The sequence below is a fragment of the Rhodococcus sp. MEB064 genome, assembly GCF_000834565.1.
Classification (GTDB): Bacteria; Actinomycetota; Actinomycetes; order Mycobacteriales; family Mycobacteriaceae; genus Rhodococcoides.
In genome coordinates, this window is sequence record NZ_JXQS01000016.1 from 82356 (window position 1) to 98909 (window position 16554).

Here is a 16554-nt window from a genome sequence, read left to right on the forward strand (position 1 = left end):
TATCGCGAGCCACGCAGGTAGCCTCGAGCCATGCCAGTGGTCAAGATCAACGCCATCGAGGTGCCCGAGGGCGCCGGTGCAGAACTCGAGAAGCGGTTCGCCGCCCGCGCGCAGTCCGTCGACGGCTCGCCCGGTTTCCTGGGGTTCCAGCTGCTCCGCCCCGTCAAGGGTGAGAGCCGGTATTTCGTCGTCACGCAGTGGGAGGACGAGGAGTCCTTCCAGGCGTGGGCTGCCGGACCGGCGCGCGCCGCTCATTCGGGCGAGCGCGCGAAGCCCGTGTCCTCGGGTGCGTCCCTGCTCGAGTTCGACGTCGTTCTCGACGTGCCCGCTCGTCGCGACTGACCGACCCCAGTTCGACGCCCCGGCAAACCGACCACAGGTGCCCGGTAGGGTCGCGATACCGGCATCCGACCCGAAACGAGGCACGGCTTTGCAGCACACGCCACGCAGGTACGCCATCGTGGCCGCTGCCGTCGCAGTAACTCTGTCTCTCGCCGGCTGCGGCGGAGTCGATCCCCTTCTCGAGTCCGGCGCGGCACGCGACAGTGCGCCGACTACCGAGGCGAGCACCGCGCCCGCCGACGGTTCCGACGCGGCATCTCCGATCACCACGGTCACCGACACGATGCTCGGGTGGATCACGGCTCCGGATCCCACTGCGCTCGATCCGGCCGCCATCGACGCGCTGGCCGCGCCCGAGTTGGCGGAGGCACTCGCCCAGGTGGGCGGCCTGGTCGGGCCCGTCGCGCAGATCATCTCCAGCGGACCCATCACCGTCGGCGAACGGTCCGAGAACGGACTCGAGTCGACGGTCGCCCTCACCACGGGCCGCGGGGCACCGCTGACGCTGCGCCTGCGCGCCACCGAGACCGGATTACTGTCCGGCATCCAGGCGCTTCCCGACGCGTCGACCGTCACCTCGTTCGCCGCCGCCGACACCGCCCTCGGCTCTCTCGGCGCCCGGACATCCTACGTCGCCTCACGCGTGACGGACGGACGCTGCACACCCGTTCACGAATTGAACGCCGACGAGAGTCTGCCGTTGGCGTCGGTGTCCAAGCTGTACGTCCTGGGAGCACTCGCACGGGCCGTCGGCAACGGGTCGGTGTCGTGGGACGAGCAACTCACCGTCACCGACGCGCGCAAGTCCGCCCCGTCGGGACAGTTGCAGTTCGCGCCCGAGGGAACTCCGGTCACCGTCCGCGAGGCGGCAGAGGCGATGATCGCGATCAGCGACAACACCGCCACCGACCTGATCATCGACCGCATCGGGCGGGACGCGGTGGAAGCCGAGGTGAGCACCATGGGTCACGCGGATCCGGCGGCGCTGACGCCGTTCCCCACCACCCGCGAGTTCTTCCTGCTCGGGTGGGGTCTCCCGGATCTGCGCGAGCAGTGGCGCGGGGCCGATACACAGACACGGCGCGACATCCTCGCGAGCATCGAGTCTCGCACGATCGACAGTCAGCCGGTCGACGCTGCAACGGCGGATCTGGACTACGAGGGCATCGTCACTCGGCCCGGCACTCCCGACGGAGTCGAATGGTTCGGCAGCGCGAACGACATCTGCCGGGCATACGCAGCGCTGACCGTGGGCCCGCAGAGCGACGTGGTGCGACAGATTCTCGCGCTGAACCCTGGCGCCGAGGTCGATCCCGCTCGCTGGCCGTACGTCGGCTACAAGAACGGCAACGCCGCGGGCGACGTGTCCGGGTCGTGGTTGCTGACGGACGCATCGGGTCAGGACTGGGTCGTGGCGACGCAGCTGGCTTCGGACGAGACCGTCGGCCCCCTGGACAACGCCTATGCGTTCGCCGTCGTCCAGGGGACGTTCGAGCTGTTGCGTTAGCTCTCGAGAGCGGCGTCGAGCGTGATCTCGACACCCGTCAGCGCCTTGCTCACCGGGCAGGTCTCCTTGGCGTTCTGGGCAGCCTTGGCGAAACCGTCGGCGTCCAGACCGTCGACTTCACCGCGCACCGTGATCTTGATGCCGGTCAGCTTGAAGCCGACCTCGTCCGGTCCGAGCGACACCTCGGCGGTGACGTCGAGGCTCTGCGGGGTGCCACCGGCCTCGGCGATGACGGCCGAGAGCTGCATGGCGTAGCAGGACGAGTGCGCTGCGGCGATGAGCTCTTCGGGGCTGGTCGTGCCGCCGGCGTCGTCCGCCGCACGCTTGGGGAACGACACGTCGTACGTGCCGACCTTGGAGCTGGAGAGCTCGACCTGTCCCGAGCCCTCCTCGAGCGAACCGTTCCATGCTGTCCGTGCTGTGCGTGTAGGCATTGCCGTCCTTGTATCGAGTCGGATCACTGTCGATCACCAGCGTAGACAGCTCGACCCGACAGGGGGTCAGCCTTCGCGAGAGATCACCGAGATCACGTTCCCCGACGGGTCGGTGAACCAGGCGATCGACGGGCCGTTGTTCTTCATGACTCCGTTCTCCTCCTGCGGGAAACCGTCGTATCGCAGGAAGGCGACGCCCTTCGCCGCGAGCTCCGCGACGGCCGTATCGATGTCGGTCACCGGGATGTTCAGAATGGTGAATGCCGCGGGCTCGTGATCGGGCTTCGGGTACGCGATCGCCGTCGTGCGACGGTCGATGCGGATCATGAGGATGCCCATGCTGTTGCGCATCACCCGCATCCCCAGGACGGTCGAGTAGAACTCGGCGGTCTCGTCGATGTCGCGGACCGCGAACCCCGGGAAGGGCGTCGTCGGCTGACCCATCTCGACCTCCGCCTCGTCGCTGAGGCGAACCAACTGGATCCAGTTCCCGTCGGGGTCCTTCGCCGTCGCGAAGAGGTGGCCGTCCCGGTTCTCGAGGGGGCTGACCCACTCGCCGCCGAGAGCGTCGATGCGTTCGGCCACCGCGGCGGGATCGTCGGGTTCGACGTTCAGGATCGTGCGGGCGCCGTCGCGGTTCGGCCCCGACACGTCGTCGCGTCGGTCGAACATGATGAAGAAGCCATCGAGGTCGACGACCGGGTAGGGGCCCGTGTCGTCGCTCACGGGCGCCTCGAAGACCTCCCCGTACCACCGCGCGAGCGCCGCGGGGTCGTCGCTGGAGAGCAGGATGCTGTTCACGCTTGCTGTAGCCATACCGGTACCGACTCCGGCCGGCCTCCGAAGTCATCGCCAGAGGCACCGCGAACGCAGAACGGGCGGGACCCGTGAAGGTCCCGCCCGTTGCTGTGCGTACGTACTACTCGGAGCTCTCGCCCGACTTCGCCAAGTCGACGGTCAAGTCGTCGGGAAGGCTGATCGGCTTCTTCTCGCCGCGGAAGGTGAAGACTGCGTCTTCGCCCTGTCCTTCGCCGTCCCAGTTGTCGACGTCGACCAGCACGATCTGACCCGGCTCGATCTCGCCGAACAGGATCTTCTCGGACAGCTGATCCTCGATCTCGCGCTGGATGGTGCGACGCAGCGGCCGCGCACCCAACACCGGGTCGAATCCACGCTTGGCCAGAAGCGACTTGCCCTTGTCCGTGACCTCGATGGCCATGTCCTTGTTCTTGAGCGCAACTTCCACTCGCGCCAGCATGAGATCGACCATCTGGATGATCTCGTCCTTGGTGAGCTGGTGGAAGACGACGATGTCGTCGATGCGGTTCAGGAACTCGGGGCGGAAGTGCTTCTTCAGCTCGTCGTGCACCTTGAGCTTCATGCGCTCGTAGTTCGAACCACTGCCCTCACCCGAGGAGAAGCCGAGGCCGACGGCCTTGGAGATGTCCGAGGTACCGAGGTTCGAGGTGAAGATCAGCACGGTGTTCTTGAAGTCGACCGTACGACCCTGACCGTCGGTGAGACGGCCGTCCTCGAGGACCTGCAGGAGCGTGTTGTAGATCTCCTGGTGAGCCTTCTCGATCTCGTCGAACAGCACCACGGAGAACGGCTTGCGGCGCACCTTCTCGGTGAGCTGGCCACCCTCTTCGTAGCCCACGTATCCGGGGGGCGCACCGAACAGACGCGATGCGGTGAACCGGTCGTGGAACTCGCCCATGTCGATCTGGATGAGCGCGTCGTCCTCGCCGAACAGGAAGTTCGCCAGCGCCTTCGACAGCTCGGTCTTACCCACACCGGACGGGCCGGCGAAGATGAACGAGCCCGACGGACGCTTGGGGTCCTTCAGACCGGCGCGGGTACGACGGATCGCCTTGGAGACGGCCTTGACCGCTTCGACCTGGCCGATGATGCGCTTGTGGAGTTCGTCCTCCATGCGCAGGAGACGGGTGGTCTCCTCCTCGGTCAGCTTGAAGACGGGGATGCCGGTCCAGTTGCCCAGAACCTCGGCGATCTCGTTGTCGTCCACCTCGGCGATGACGTCGAGGTCACCACTGCGCCACTGCTTCTCGCGCTCGGCACGCTGGGCGACGAGCTGCTTCTCCTTGTCGCGCAGGTTCGCGGCCTTCTCGAAGTCCTGCGCGTCGATCGCGGATTCCTTCTCACGACGGGCATCGGCGATCTTGTCGTCGAACTCGCGCAGGTCCGGCGGCGCAGTCATCCGGCGGATGCGCATGCGCGCACCTGCCTCGTCGATGAGGTCGATCGCCTTGTCGGGCAGGAACCGGTCGTTGATGTACCGGTCGGCCAGCGTCGCCGCGGCGACGAGCGCGCTGTCGGTGATCGAGACGCGGTGATGCGCCTCGTACCGGTCACGCAGACCCTTGAGGATCTCGATGGTGTGATCGACGGACGGCTCGCCCACCTGGACGGGCTGGAAACGACGCTCGAGTGCGGCGTCCTTCTCGATGTACTTGCGGTACTCGTCGAGCGTGGTCGCACCGATGGTCTGCAGCTCACCACGAGCCAACTTCGGCTTGAGGATCGACGCAGCGTCGATGGCGCCCTCGGCAGCACCTGCGCCGACGAGCGTGTGCAGCTCGTCGATGAACAGGATGATGTCGCCGCGGGTGTTGATCTCCTTGAGCACCTTCTTCAGGCGCTCCTCGAAATCACCGCGGTACCGGCTGCCGGCCACCAGTGAACCGAGGTCCAGGGTGTAGAGCTGCTTGTCCTTGAGTGTCTCGGGGACCTCGCCGTTGACGATGGCCTGCGCGAGACCTTCGACGACGGCGGTCTTGCCGACGCCGGGCTCCCCGATGAGCACCGGGTTGTTCTTGGTGCGGCGGCTGAGCACCTGCATGACGCGCTCGATTTCCTTCGCACGACCGATGACCGGGTCGAGCTTGCCTTCGAGTGCGGCCTGCGTGAGGTTGCGGCCGAACTGGTCGAGGACCAGCGACGTGGACGGGGTGCCCGCCTCGCCGCGTCCACTACCGGACTCGCTGGGCTCCTTGCCCTGGTAGCCCGACAGCAGCTGGATGACCTGCTGGCGCACGCGGTTGAGGTCGGCGCCGAGCTTGACCAGCACCTGGGCCGCCACGCCCTCACCCTCGCGGATGAGGCCGAGCAGGATGTGCTCGGTGCCGATGTAGTTGTGTCCGAGCTGCAGCGCCTCACGCAGGCTGAGCTCGAGGACCTTCTTGGCGCGCGGAGTGAACGGGATGTGCCCGGACGGTGCCTGCTGGCCCTGGCCGATGATTTCCTCGACCTGGCTGCGAACACCCTCGAGGGAGATCCCGAGCGACTCCAGAGACTTCGCCGCTACGCCTTCACCCTCGTGGATGAGGCCCAGCAGGATGTGCTCCGTGCCGATGTAATTGTGGTTGAGCATCCGGGCCTCTTCTTGGGCCAGGACGACGACGCGCCGTGCGCGGTCGGTGAACCTCTCGAACATCGCTCTCCCTCACACTGATGACGGGGCAGGCGTCGGACCCTCTAGTCCGAACCTCGAGCCCGAGTCCCACTCTAGTTGCCGTGACTGCCGAGTGCCGCTCCGCCGGGGAAGTTCATCCGACGGCGAACGGACTCGGAAAGTCCGGCACCGGTGTCATGTGGAGTCAACGCGCCGGAGCGCGGATTCGTTACCAGACGGCAGAACAGCGCTCGGGAGCCGCGATCGAGAGTCCTCTACATCCGTGGAGACTCGCGCGCAATGGCTGTCGACCATGAGATGTCATGCACATTTGTCCGTTTCATTGGGGTCATTGTCATTCGTCTGAATGACAATGACGCCAGTGATGACCGATTGCAATCAGGAAGACAGTTCCCAGGCCCGCACGATCTCCGAAGAAATGCGGCCGCGAGCACTGATCTCGAATCCCTGCGTGCGCGCCCATTCGCGGATCGCCGCACTGCGTGCGCGGTCCGCCGCCCCGCGTGTACGCGCGCCGCTCGCCGTGGCGGACGCGGCGCCGCCCCCGGTGGACCTGGTCGACACACGCCGCGCGTGCTGGATCCACTGGTCCATGACTTTCCGCAGCTCATTGGCATTGGAATTGGACAGGTCCAACTCGAACCACGTGCCGTCCAGACCGATGGACACCGTCTCGTCGGCCGGCACGTTGTCCACATCGTCGACCAGCGTGACCGTCACTTTTTTGACCATTCGACGCATTCCCCCCCTCAGGACACGGCGACCCGATTCGCCGAGACCTAAATATAGCGCGCATTCCGGCAAGTCGACCACCCGCGGTCCGGAATGTTAAATGCGGAAGGTCAACTTCGGTCCGGACGCACCATTGGAAAGAGGATGGTCTCGCGAATACCGAGGCCGGTCAGAGCCATCAGGAGCCGATCGATGCCCATTCCGGTACCCGTTGTCGGCGGCATCGCGTACTCCATCGCCGTCAGGAAGTCCTCGTCCAGAACCATCGCCTCGTCGTCGCCGGCGGACGCCAACCTGGCCTGGTCGACGAACCGTTCCCGCTGAACGACGGGGTCGATCAGCTCGGAGTACCCCGTCGCCAGCTCGAAACCGCGAACGTAGAGGTCCCACTTCTCGACCACACCGGGGATGCTGCGATGCGCACGCACCAGCGGGGACGTCTCCACCGGGAAGTTCCGCACGAAGGTCGGAGTGTGCAACTGGTCGCCGCAGCTGTGCTCCCACAACTCCTCGACGAGCTTGCCGTGGCCCCAGCCCTTGCCCGACGGCACCGCCAGGCCGACGCGGTCGGCCAACGCCAGCAGGTCGTCGAGCGACGTCTGCGGGGTCACCTCGGTCTCGATGGCCGCCGACAGCGACGGATACATCTCGATGGTGGTCCACTCGCCGGAGAAGTCGTAGGACGATCCGTCGGCCAAGGTCACCTCGAGAGTCCCGTACACGGACTGCACGACCTCCTGGATGAGCTCGCGCGTCATCACGGCCGAGTCGTCGTACGTTCCGTAGGCCTCGTACGTCTCGAGCATCGCGAACTCCGGCGAGTGCGTGGAGTCGACGCCCTCGTTACGGAAGTTGCGGTTGATCTCGAAGACGCGATCGATCCCGCCCACGACGGCACGCTTGAGGAACAGCTCCGGTGCGATCCGCAGGAACAGGTCGATGTCCAGCGCGTTCGAGTGCGTCGTGAACGGCCGAGCCGCGGCGCCGCCGTGCAACGTCTGCAGCATCGGCGTCTCGATCTCGAGGAACCCGCGCCGTTCGAGTCCGTCGCGCAGCGCGCGCAGGGCCGCGACGCGTCGACGGGCGTTCTCCCGCGCTTCGGGGCGGACGATCAGATCGACGTAGCGCTGACGGACCCGCGATTCCTCGTTCATCTCCTTGTGGGCGACCGGCAGCGGCCGCAGCGACTTCGCCGCCATCGCCCAGTCGTCCGCCATCACGCTCAGCTCACCGCGACGGGAGCTGATCACCTCACCGCGGACGAAGATCATGTCGCCGAGGTCCACGTCCGACTTCCACCGGGCCAGCGCATCCTCACCGACACCCGCCAGGGAGATCATGGCCTGCAGCTGGGTTCCGTCACCGTCCTGCAGCGTCGCGAAGCACAGCTTGCCGGTGTTGCGCAGGAAGATCACGCGCCCGGCGACGCCGACCTGGTCGCCGGTGTGCGTGTCCGGCTCGAGTGCCGGGTGGGCGGCCCGGACCTCGGCGAGCGAGTGTGTCCGCCCCACCGACACCGGGTAGGCCTCGCGCCCGGACTCGATCAGCCGCGCGCGCTTCTCGCGACGGATGCGGACCTGTTCGGGGATGTCGTCGTGCTGATCATGTGCAGGCTGGGCGTCGGTCACGAATGGTCAGCCTATAGAAACCGCGATAGGCGACAAACTTCACGGCGTCAGTGCGAGACGAGCGCGCGACCCTCACGGAGGCAATGCCGAGCACTGCTCACGACGCCGGTCAGGCCGGCAGCGACGATGGCTCGGTATCCCCCGACGACGTCGGACGACTTCCACAGGCCCAGTTCCTGGAGCGCGGCGGCCGCCAGCGAGGACGTGTATCCCTCGGAGCACAGGATGATCCACTCGACGTCGTGGTCGACAGCGGTGGCCAGGCGGGCACTGCTGGTCGGGTCGCAGCGCCATTCCAGGACGTTGCGCTCGATGGCCAAGGCACCCGGCATCGTGCCTTCGACGGCCCGCTGGGCCTGCGGACGGATGTCGACCAGGACCGCGCCGCGGGCGACCGCGTCGGCAAGTTCGGACACCTCGGTGCGGCGGTAGGTCGATCGAGCGCGGGCGAGCATGTCGTCGATGGTGATCGCGGTACTCATCAGGCGTCTCCCTCGGGAAGATCGGTCAGAACGGAGCGGACACGACGCAGACCGCCGTCGTCGGAGATGCCGTAGTAGGACATGGCCGTGAGCGGCGGCGAGTAGGCGTGCACGCTCAGCGTCGGACCGGTAACCGTGATCGGATCGCCGGCGGGAGCGTGGGTGACGTCGTGGACCCAGCCCAGCGGGAACGACGCCTGGTCCCCCGCGTCGAGACGACGGTGATGCAACCCGTCACCGTTCCATCGGTATTCGCTCAGGGACCCGCTGAGCACGGTCAGGGCGCCGAGGGAGCCGGCGTGATCATGCAGTTCGGTCGACTTGTCGGGAACCCAGCTGATCAGCCAGAGATCGACCAGATCGTCCGAATGCAGACGCACGCACCATCGTTCGGATGTCGGGAACACTCCGCCCGGAGGCAGCAGAGCATCGTGGCGACCGTCGAGGACGTCGGCCGCACCCTGATCGGTGAGGCGCAGGAGGTCCGCCGGACGCAGAGGCGTCGGGGACACGAGAGAGACGGGTACAGCAACAGAAGGGGACAGCACGGCAGAACTCCAGGGAGGTGTGGTGACGAATCAGGGCAGGCGTCAGCCCCGACAACACTCCCGAGTTCCCGTGCGATGAGTCACGAGGAAAGTGTGGCACACCTCGTGACGACGCGCCACCTCCACCGATCCGACCCTCAGCGCCTGCGTGCCTGGTTGCGCTCGTAGACCAGACGCAGACCCTCGAGCGTGAGGTCGGGTTCCAGGCGGTCGATGGACGACGAGTCGTCCATGATCAACGCGGCACTGTCCCCCGTGGCCACGACGACGACGTCGTCCCCGTCGAACCCCGGCACCTCGCGGCAGATGCGGTCCACGATGCCGTCCACCAGACCCGCGAAGCCGAACACCGCACCCGACTGCATGGCCTCGACCGTGTTCTTACCCAGAACACCACGGGGCCTGAGCAATTCGACCTTCCGAAGAGCGGCGGACCGCGACGCGAGGGCGTCCATGGAGATCTCGAGGCCGGGAGCGATGGAACCCCCGAGGAACTCGCCCTTCGCGGAGACGACGTCGACACACACGGACGTCCCGAAATCGACGACGATGCACGGCGCACCGAAGAGGTGGTGGGCGGCAAGGCTGTTGACGATGCGATCCGCGCCGACATCCTTCGGATTGTCCACCAGCAGAGGCACACCCGTGCGGACACCCGGCTCGACGACCACGTGCGGAACATGCGACCAGTACCGGGTGAGCATCGTGCGGATCTCGCGCAGCACCGACGGAACAGTCGACAGCGCGGCCACCCCGGTGATGGTCTCGACGTCGGTTCCCAGCAATCCGCCGAACGTCAACGCCAACTCGTCCGCGGTCATCGATGCGTCCGTCCGCATCCGCCGCTGACGCGTCAGACGCGCGTGGTCCCCACTACCCGTGAACACCCCCAGCACGATGTTGGTGTTGCGGACGTCGACGGTGAGCAACATCAGACGGTGACCGTGTCACGCGTCGCGGGTCCGAGAGTGCGGGGTGAGATCAGCCCGGATCCGGCGGGGCAGTCCGCCGGGTCGGACCCCAGATGGACAGGCCGGTTGTCCGCATCGACGAACACGACGTTCGGTGCGTACGACTCGAGTTCGACAGGATCGAGGATGCCGTAGGCGATGATGATGACCAGGTCCCCCGGCTTCACCAGATGCGCTGCGGCACCGTTGATCCCGATGACACCGGAGCCGCGCTGTCCGGCGATCGCGTACGTCTCGAGGCGGGCGCCGTTGTCGATGTCGACGATGGTCACCTGCTCGCCTTCGAGCAACGCGGCCGCGTCGAGAAGGTCCTGGTCGATGGTGACGGACCCGACGTAGTGCAGATCGGCGTGCGTGACGGTGGCGCGGTGGATCTTCGACGTCATCATGGTGCGGAGCATGGGTGTGGGTCCTGTTCGAGTCGGGTGGTCAGGAATGGCCGAGGTGGCGCTGGGCATCGGCTGATTCGGGATCGCGGCCCTGGAAGCCGGTTCCCAGGGCCACGCCGACGTTGTCCAGGAGTCGGGTGCTGCCCACACGCGCAGCGACGAGCAGTCGTCCGTCGCCCTCCTCCGGCGCGTCACGCAGGTCCGCGCCTCGCACCTCGAGGTAGTCGACGTCGATCTCCGGCACCGAGTCCAGAACCGACTGCGCCGCAGCGAGAACGGCATCGGACCCGCCCTCCGCAGCGTGCGTGCCCGCGACCAGCGCGGCCGACAACGCCACGGCGATCGAGCGTTGGTTCTCGTCGAGGTACCGGTTGCGCGAGGACAGTGCGAGCCCGTCCGACTCCCGTACGATCGGAACACCGAGAATGTCGACGTCCATGTCCAGGTCACGGACCATTTGGTGGATGAGCACCAACTGCTGGTAGTCCTTCTCGCCGAAGTAGGCCGCCGTCGGACGCACGATGTTGAGCAACTTGGCCACCACTGTCAGCATGCCCGCGAAATGGCCGGGGCGCGAAGCACCTTCGAGCTCGGAGCCCAGGGGTCCGGGATGAACGGTGGTGCGCGGGCCGTTCGGGTACATGTCCGAGACGCTGGGAGCGAAGACCAGCTCGACACCTGCCCGGCGGAGGATGTCGAGATCGGCGTCGAGGGTGCGCGGATACGCGTCCAGGTCCTCGCCCGCACCGAACTGCAACGGATTGACGAAGATCGAGACCACCACCACGGCGCCACTGCGCTTCGCCATCTCCATCAACTGCACGTGTCCCGCGTGCAGCGCGCCCATCGTGGGCACCAAGGCGACGCGGCGACCAGCGGACCGCAGCGCACGCGTCACGGCGCCGACGACGGCCGGCGAGTGGTGCACCGTCGTCTCCCCCGGCACATAGGCGCCGTCGAGTGTGCTCACGAGTTCCTCCTCAGGATGTTCACGATGGACTGATCCGCCCCGGCGCGCTCGGCGGTCCGGAGTGCCAGAGCTCGATACCCGGCGGCGATCCTCGGGTCCAGAGCCGTCAGGACGTCCAGGTGCTTCTCGACGGTGGCTCCGTCCCCTCGCGCCACCGGGCCGGTGAGCGCGCTCTGCCCACTGCGCAGCACGTTGTCCAGAGCTGCGGACAGAAGTGGAGCCATGACGCGCTCCGCGACGCCTCCGGGACGTTGCTCGATCGGCTGCTGCCCGGTCAGTTCCGTGGCCGACAACGCACTGCGCAAAGCATCGAGCGCGTCGGCGACCAAGGTGACCAGATGATTCGAACCGTGCGCGAGGGCAGCGTGGTACAGCGTCCGCTCGTCCTCCCGCACCCCGACGGGTTCGCCGCCGATCTCGAGCACCAACGCCTGCGCGATGGCCTGACCGATCTCGTCACCGGCGGTGATACCGAAGCAGGCCGACGACAACCGGTCGGTGTCCTCGGGCTGTCCGCTGAACGTCATCGCCGGATGCACGGCCATCGTGACGACACCGCGTCCGGCGAGCGGCGCGAGAATGTCGACCCCGTTGGCGCCCGACGTGTGCATCACCAGAGTTCCGGGCGAGACCGCATCGGTGCTCGCGAGCCCCCGCACCAGGGCGTCGAGTTCCTGGTCCGGAACGGCGAGAAGCAGCAGTTCGCTGCGGCGAGCGACATCGACGGCGGGCATCACCACGGCGTCGGGCAGTCGGGACTCGGCACGGCGCAAGGACGCGTCGGAGACGGCCGCACATCCGAACACCACGTGGCCGACGCGCTCGAGCGCTTCGCCCATGGCGGTACCGACGCGGCCCGCGGACACGACACCCACGGACAGGCGCGCGGGAGCAGGATCGGAGGTCAAGATCGTCCTCTCGGGGGTTCGTTCCAGTCCCGCTCGGCGGGTACCGGACCAACGGGGCCAACAGTAGCGGCCGAACCCGAGCTGTCGCCATGCGACGCCGGTCACACCGGCAGGTGACTAGTCCGCTCGACGACGACGGCGTCCGGCCGACGGGGACGCGTCGCCGCTTCCCATGCCGGCAAGAATGTCGGCGACCGACCGACCGCTCGAATGGGCACCCGAACCGGGGTCCGCAGCGTCGGAGTCCTCGTCCGGCTCCGCGCGGCGGCGTCGGCCACCTGCCGCCGGCGCGTCGTTCGCGGGCTCGGCCACAGGCGTGTCGTCCACAGGGTTGTCGAGTACAGGGGTGTCGTCCACCGGGACGACCTCAGCCGGCTCCTCGTCGGCGGGAAGCTCGACCGGCGGCGTCACCTCGGGCGTGGGCTCGGGTTCCGGCAAAGGTTCGGGCGTGGACTCCGGTTCGGGCGTGGGTTCCGGTTCGGGCAGAGGTTCGGGCTCGGGTAGGGGTTCCGGCTCGGGGGCGGCGGGAACGCTGTCGGCGCGATGGTTCGACGGGATCCACTGCGGAACGGGCGCCTGCTGGGTGCGAGCCTCCGTCTGCGCGTTCTGAGGTACTCGGCCGGCCTGCGGCATGGGGTGGAACGTTCCGTCGTGGTCGAACTCGCCACCGATGACCGAGGTCTCCGCGGTGACCGGGTCGTCGAACGGCGTCGCGAAGCCGGCCGGTCCGTACGAGGGATCCGGCGCGAAACTCGGGGGGCGCCCGCGTGAGCCCGGCACGTACAGACCGGACGGAGCGGGCTCGTACCCACTGTAGGAGCGGTCCGCCAACTCGCGCATGCGCAGCGCCTCACCGGCGATGGCGGCGCGGTCGTCGGGCAGCTCCCCGTCGAACAGCATCTCGAGGCTGCGCCGCAACGACGCCAATTCCGCACGGAGAGCGCGCATCTCGTCCGCATCCGCACCGATCTCACCGCGCACGCGTGATTCGACACCCAGCTCGTACTCGCGGCGGGCGGCGATCTCGCGCTCGAGCTGGAGTTCGTACACGGTCTGGAGATCGCGGGCCTTCATCTGGTCGACGGCGGCGTCGCGTCGGTACTTGGTCATCGCGAACGCACCGAGGATCGCGGCCCAGAGGGCGGCGACGATACCTACTCGCAGAAGCGGAACACTGTCACTGAGAATGAGCAGGACGCTGGCGATGACACCGAGAAGCACCAGACCGGCGAGCGCTGTGTGGTTCTCGCCGCGCTTCGTGCGACGGTTGGCCTTGGGTCGCCCTGTGTCCGTCATGATTCCCAGGGTAACGGCTCGACGTGCTGTCGCACTTCACCAAGCATGACCGGGGTGTCTCACTGTGCAGGTTCGTCGGGTGTGTCGTCGGGTGTCCGGCAGCTGTGTTCGAGCCAGAGCGCGGCGGCGACGGCCGCGATACCGGCCACCAAACCGACGACCGCACCCGGTGTGTCCTCGCTCGCAGCGCGCAATGTCGACCGCAGCGGCAGCAGGTGGACGAGGAAACCGGCCCACACTCCGGCGGCAGCAGCGCCGACCAGTGCTGCGGCTTTCGCGAGGGCAGCGGCACGCGCCACCGTGATCGGATGCAGCTGACCGGGGCCGGGGCCGACCCGTCGACCGCGAACGCGCGATCGGACCAGGAGTCCGACTCCGACCAGCAGCGCGGCGACGGGATACAGCGACGCCCCCGCGAACGGTGACACCGGCGGGACCGACCCGTAGAAGGTCGAGACGAGGATCCAGGTCGCCACCCCGGCGAGGACCGCGAGAGCCAGCAGGTCTCGCACGCGTGTAGCCGTCACGTCAGGCGCAGGTCCGTCGGATGAACGCCGACGCGTTCGGACTCCGGCAACTTCTCCAGCAGCTCGCGGACGGGCGTGTCACCGAGAGTCGCATCGGGTTCGACGTCGAGCCAGGGAACCAGGACGAAGGCCCGTTCGTGAGCGCGGGGATGCGGAAGTATCAACTCGGGATCGTCGCTGCACACGTCGTCGCACACGATCACATCGACATCCACGGTCCGCGGACCCCACCGCACGATCCGCTCGCGGTGGGCGATGCGCTCGAGTTCCTGGCCGGCCAGCAGCCAGCCCCAGCAGTCCAGGTCCGGATCGTCGACGACGACGACCGCGTTGAGGAAGTCCTGCTGATCGATACCACCCCACGGCGCGGTGGAGTACAGGGACGACACACCGACGACGGCGTCGCCGAGCGAGTCGACCACGCCGCGGAGGTGACTTTCACGATCGCCGATGTTGCTGCCGATCGACAGCACTGCCCGACTCACGCCGGCCTCGACCGCGTCAGCACCACCGCGACGTCCGCGAACGTCAACGGGATCGGCGCGGACGGCTTGTGGAGCGTGACCTCGACGCGTTCGACGCGTGGATCCTTCAGGACACCGTCGGCGATCTCACCCGCCACGGTCTCGATGAGATCGCGCGTCGGTCCCGCGATGACAGCGGCAGCAGCCTCCGCCAATTCGCCGTAGTGCGCCGTGTCGGCGAGGTCGTCCGAGGACGCGGCGGGCGCCAGATCCATGTGCACCACCAGGTCCACGACGAAGTCCTGTCCGTCGCGCTTCTCATGATCGAAGACACCGTGATTGCCGCGAACTGTCAAGCCGCGCAGCTCTATCCGATCCGTCATGTCGTGCCTTCCTTCCTGGTCGCGGTGTGCCACCGGCGATGGACGGCCAGTGCGTCCAGTGTGCTCCGCGCATCGTGCACCCGGACTCCCCACGCGCCGGCCTCGGCCGAGAGCAGGGAGATGGCGGCGGTCGCGGCATCTCGTTCGTGCGGAGGTCTCGGTACCCCGTCCTCCTGCAGCAGGGTGCCCAGGAATCTCTTCCGCGACGCCCCGACGAGGACCGGTATCCCGGTGTCGATCAGCCTGTCGAGCCGACCGAGCAGAGCCCAGTTGTGATGGGCGTTCTTCGCGAATCCCAGGCCCGGGTCGAGCACGATGCGCTCACTGTCGACTCCTGCCGCGACGGCTGCGTCGACTTGGTGCAGCAGACCGGCCCGCACGTCCTCGACGATGTCGCCGTAGTCGTGTTCCTCGGCCGCACCGGGCCGGTGAGTCCAGTCGACGTTCGACCGCCAGTGCATCAGCACCCACGCGACACCGCCGTCGGCGACAGTTCCCGCCATGTTCGGATCGGCCCGCCCACCGGACACGTCGTTCACGATGGACACCCCGGCCTCGATCGCGGACTTCGCGACCGACGCTCGCATCGTGTCGACGCTCACGCACACGCCCTGTGCCGCGAGTTCCGCGATCACCGGTGCGACACGTCGCGCTTCGACGACCGGGTCGACGCGATCCGCGCCGGGCCTTGTCGACTCGCCGCCCACATCGACGATGTCGACACCGGCGGCATGCAGGTCGAGGCCGTGCTGCACCGCTGCGTGTACGTCGAGGTAGCGGCCACCGTCGGAGAAGGAATCAGCGGTGACGTTGACGACGCCCATGACGACGGGGCCGTCGCGACGCGGAAGCGTGAACACGTGCCGACGTCCTACTTACGGAGGATGAGATCCAGCGCTTCGGACCGTGAGACCGCGCTGGACTGGAACACACCGCGCACCGCGGACGTGGTGGTGCTGGCGCCCGGCTTCCGGATGCCTCGCATGGCCATGCACAGGTGCTCGGCCTCCATCACGACGATGACACCTCGTGGCTCCAATTTGCGCATCATCGCGTCCGCGACCTGGGAGGTGAGTCGCTCCTGAACCTGGGGACGCTTGGCGTACAGGTCGACGACGCGCGCCAGCTTGGACAGGCCCGTCACCCGGCCGGACTTGCCGGGGATGTAGCCCACGTGCGCGACGCCGTGGAACGACACCAGGTGGTGTTCGCACGTCGAGTACATGGGGATGTCGCGGACGAGGACGAGTTCACGGTGCGACTCGTCGAACGTGGTGCCGAGGACCTCGTCCGGATCCACGAACAATCCGCCGAAGACTTCCTTGTACGCGCGGGCGACACGAGCGGGTGTGTCGCGCAGTCCCTCGCGCTCGGGGTCTTCACCTACCGCGAGCAGCAACTCACGCACGGCTGCTTCGGCGCGCGCCTGGTCGAATGCTCGACCCGACATGACCGACAGCGGCTCGGAATTCGTGGGTGCATCGGTCTGATCGGCATGGTTGACGGACACGGGGGTCCCTTCGGGGAGGCGCGATGGTTG

19 protein-coding genes are annotated in these 16554 nt (G+C 67.4%); 2 read left to right on the forward strand and 17 right to left on the reverse strand.

Features of this window, described 5'->3' with window-relative positions; all coding sequences use genetic code 11:
* Window positions 1-30: 30 nt before the first annotated feature.
* A complete protein-coding gene (locus RU01_RS09045; RefSeq protein WP_042574200.1) occupies window positions 31-342 on the forward strand; it encodes an antibiotic biosynthesis monooxygenase family protein in 312 nt (103 codons plus the stop codon).
* Window positions 343-460: 118 nt separating this feature from the next.
* A complete protein-coding gene (locus RU01_RS09050; protein ID WP_156148848.1) occupies window positions 461-1849 on the forward strand; it encodes a serine hydrolase in 1389 nt (462 codons plus the stop codon).
* On the opposite strand, the gene RU01_RS09055 is transcribed toward RU01_RS09050, so the two are convergent.
* The 17 genes from RU01_RS09055 to folE form a co-directional block, all read right to left on the reverse strand.
* Window positions 1846-2283, reverse strand: a complete 438-nt coding sequence (locus tag RU01_RS09055; protein WP_042574201.1) for an OsmC family protein — start codon at window positions 2281-2283, stop codon at window positions 1846-1848. The two genes, RU01_RS09050 and RU01_RS09055, sit on opposite strands and share 4 nt — an antisense overlap.
* A 66-nt stretch (window positions 2284-2349) precedes the next feature.
* On the reverse strand, window positions 2350-3099 hold the full coding sequence (locus RU01_RS09060; RefSeq protein WP_042574202.1) for a VOC family protein: 750 nt from the start codon (window positions 3097-3099) through the stop codon (window positions 2350-2352).
* Between the two features lie 103 nt (window positions 3100-3202).
* Window positions 3203-5737, reverse strand: a complete 2535-nt coding sequence (locus RU01_RS09065) for an ATP-dependent Clp protease ATP-binding subunit (protein WP_042574203.1) — start codon at window positions 5735-5737, stop codon at window positions 3203-3205.
* Between the two features lie 357 nt (window positions 5738-6094).
* The gene (locus RU01_RS09070) at window positions 6095-6448 is read right to left on the reverse strand and encodes a histone-like nucleoid-structuring protein Lsr2 (protein WP_042574278.1); all 354 of its coding nucleotides are present in this window, start codon (window positions 6446-6448) and stop codon (window positions 6095-6097) included.
* Between the two features lie 110 nt (window positions 6449-6558).
* Window positions 6559-8076 (reverse strand): lysine--tRNA ligase, encoded by a 1518-nt coding sequence (gene lysS / locus RU01_RS09075; RefSeq protein WP_042574204.1) that lies wholly within the window; start codon window positions 8074-8076, stop codon window positions 6559-6561.
* A 47-nt stretch (window positions 8077-8123) separates the two neighbouring features.
* Window positions 8124-8546, reverse strand: a complete 423-nt coding sequence (locus tag RU01_RS09080; protein ID WP_042574279.1) for a rhodanese-like domain-containing protein — start codon at window positions 8544-8546, stop codon at window positions 8124-8126.
* An 11-nt stretch (window positions 8547-8557) separates the two neighbouring features.
* Window positions 8558-9106 (reverse strand): cysteine dioxygenase, encoded by a 549-nt coding sequence (locus RU01_RS09085; protein ID WP_231568649.1) that lies wholly within the window; start codon window positions 9104-9106, stop codon window positions 8558-8560.
* 137 nt (window positions 9107-9243) lie between these two features.
* Window positions 9244-10038: a type III pantothenate kinase gene (locus tag RU01_RS09090; RefSeq protein ID WP_042574205.1), complete on the reverse strand. Its 795-nt coding sequence runs from the start codon at window positions 10036-10038 to the stop codon at window positions 9244-9246.
* Entirely contained in the window at window positions 10038-10478 is a 441-nt protein-coding gene (panD, locus tag RU01_RS09095; RefSeq protein ID WP_042574206.1) for an aspartate 1-decarboxylase, read from the reverse strand. The genes RU01_RS09090 and panD overlap by 1 nt, the downstream gene beginning before the upstream one ends.
* Before the next feature lie 28 nt (window positions 10479-10506).
* On the reverse strand, window positions 10507-11436 hold the full coding sequence (gene panC, locus RU01_RS09100; RefSeq protein WP_042574207.1) for a pantoate--beta-alanine ligase: 930 nt from the start codon (window positions 11434-11436) through the stop codon (window positions 10507-10509).
* Window positions 11433-12347, reverse strand: a complete 915-nt coding sequence (locus RU01_RS09105; protein WP_042574281.1) for a Rossmann-like and DUF2520 domain-containing protein — start codon at window positions 12345-12347, stop codon at window positions 11433-11435. The genes panC and RU01_RS09105 overlap by 4 nt, the downstream gene beginning before the upstream one ends.
* 114 nt (window positions 12348-12461) lie before the next feature.
* Window positions 12462-13640: a DUF6779 domain-containing protein gene (locus RU01_RS09110; RefSeq protein WP_042574208.1), complete on the reverse strand. Its 1179-nt coding sequence runs from the start codon at window positions 13638-13640 to the stop codon at window positions 12462-12464.
* A 59-nt stretch (window positions 13641-13699) separates the two neighbouring features.
* Window positions 13700-14167 carry a DUF3180 domain-containing protein gene (locus RU01_RS09115; protein WP_042574209.1) on the reverse strand — a complete coding sequence of 156 codons (468 nt, stop codon included), beginning with the start codon at window positions 14165-14167 and terminating at the stop codon, window positions 13700-13702.
* On the reverse strand, window positions 14164-14652 hold the full coding sequence (gene folK / locus RU01_RS09120) for a 2-amino-4-hydroxy-6-hydroxymethyldihydropteridine diphosphokinase (RefSeq protein ID WP_042574210.1): 489 nt from the start codon (window positions 14650-14652) through the stop codon (window positions 14164-14166). Before folK ends, RU01_RS09115 begins: the two co-directional genes overlap by 4 nt.
* On the reverse strand, window positions 14649-15014 hold the full coding sequence (gene folB / locus RU01_RS09125; RefSeq protein WP_042574211.1) for a dihydroneopterin aldolase: 366 nt from the start codon (window positions 15012-15014) through the stop codon (window positions 14649-14651). Before folB ends, folK begins: the two co-directional genes overlap by 4 nt.
* Window positions 15011-15838, reverse strand: a complete 828-nt coding sequence (folP, locus tag RU01_RS09130) for a dihydropteroate synthase (protein WP_042574282.1) — start codon at window positions 15836-15838, stop codon at window positions 15011-15013. The genes folB and folP overlap by 4 nt, the downstream gene beginning before the upstream one ends.
* Before the next feature lie 47 nt (window positions 15839-15885).
* Window positions 15886-16464, reverse strand: a complete 579-nt coding sequence (gene folE, locus RU01_RS09135) for a GTP cyclohydrolase I FolE (protein ID WP_042574283.1) — start codon at window positions 16462-16464, stop codon at window positions 15886-15888.
* Window positions 16465-16554 lie beyond the last annotated feature (90 nt).

What these genes read in the sequence shown, in the direction of transcription:
- folP (WP_042574282.1), bottom strand. Translation starts at nt 15,838, where the DNA reads ATGGGCGTCGTCAACGTCACCGCTGATTCCTTCTCCGACGGTGGCCGC.
- RU01_RS09065 (WP_042574203.1), bottom strand. Translation starts at nt 5,737, where the DNA reads ATGTTCGAGAGGTTCACCGACCGCGCACGGCGCGTCGTCGTCCTGGCC.
- RU01_RS09045 (WP_042574200.1), top strand. Translation starts at nt 31, where the DNA reads ATGCCAGTGGTCAAGATCAACGCCATCGAGGTGCCCGAGGGCGCCGGT.
- RU01_RS09110 (WP_042574208.1), bottom strand. Translation starts at nt 13,640, where the DNA reads ATGACGGACACAGGGCGACCCAAGGCCAACCGTCGCACGAAGCGCGGC.
- folB (WP_042574211.1), bottom strand. Translation starts at nt 15,014, where the DNA reads ATGACGGATCGGATAGAGCTGCGCGGCTTGACAGTTCGCGGCAATCAC.
- RU01_RS09055 (WP_042574201.1), bottom strand. Translation starts at nt 2,283, where the DNA reads ATGCCTACACGCACAGCACGGACAGCATGGAACGGTTCGCTCGAGGAG.
- RU01_RS09090 (WP_042574205.1), bottom strand. Translation starts at nt 10,038, where the DNA reads ATGTTGCTCACCGTCGACGTCCGCAACACCAACATCGTGCTGGGGGTG.
- folE (WP_042574283.1), bottom strand. Translation starts at nt 16,464, where the DNA reads ATGTCGGGTCGAGCATTCGACCAGGCGCGCGCCGAAGCAGCCGTGCGT.
- RU01_RS09070 (WP_042574278.1), bottom strand. Translation starts at nt 6,448, where the DNA reads ATGGTCAAAAAAGTGACGGTCACGCTGGTCGACGATGTGGACAACGTG.
- panD (WP_042574206.1), bottom strand. Translation starts at nt 10,478, where the DNA reads ATGCTCCGCACCATGATGACGTCGAAGATCCACCGCGCCACCGTCACG.
- RU01_RS09060 (WP_042574202.1), bottom strand. Translation starts at nt 3,099, where the DNA reads ATGGCTACAGCAAGCGTGAACAGCATCCTGCTCTCCAGCGACGACCCC.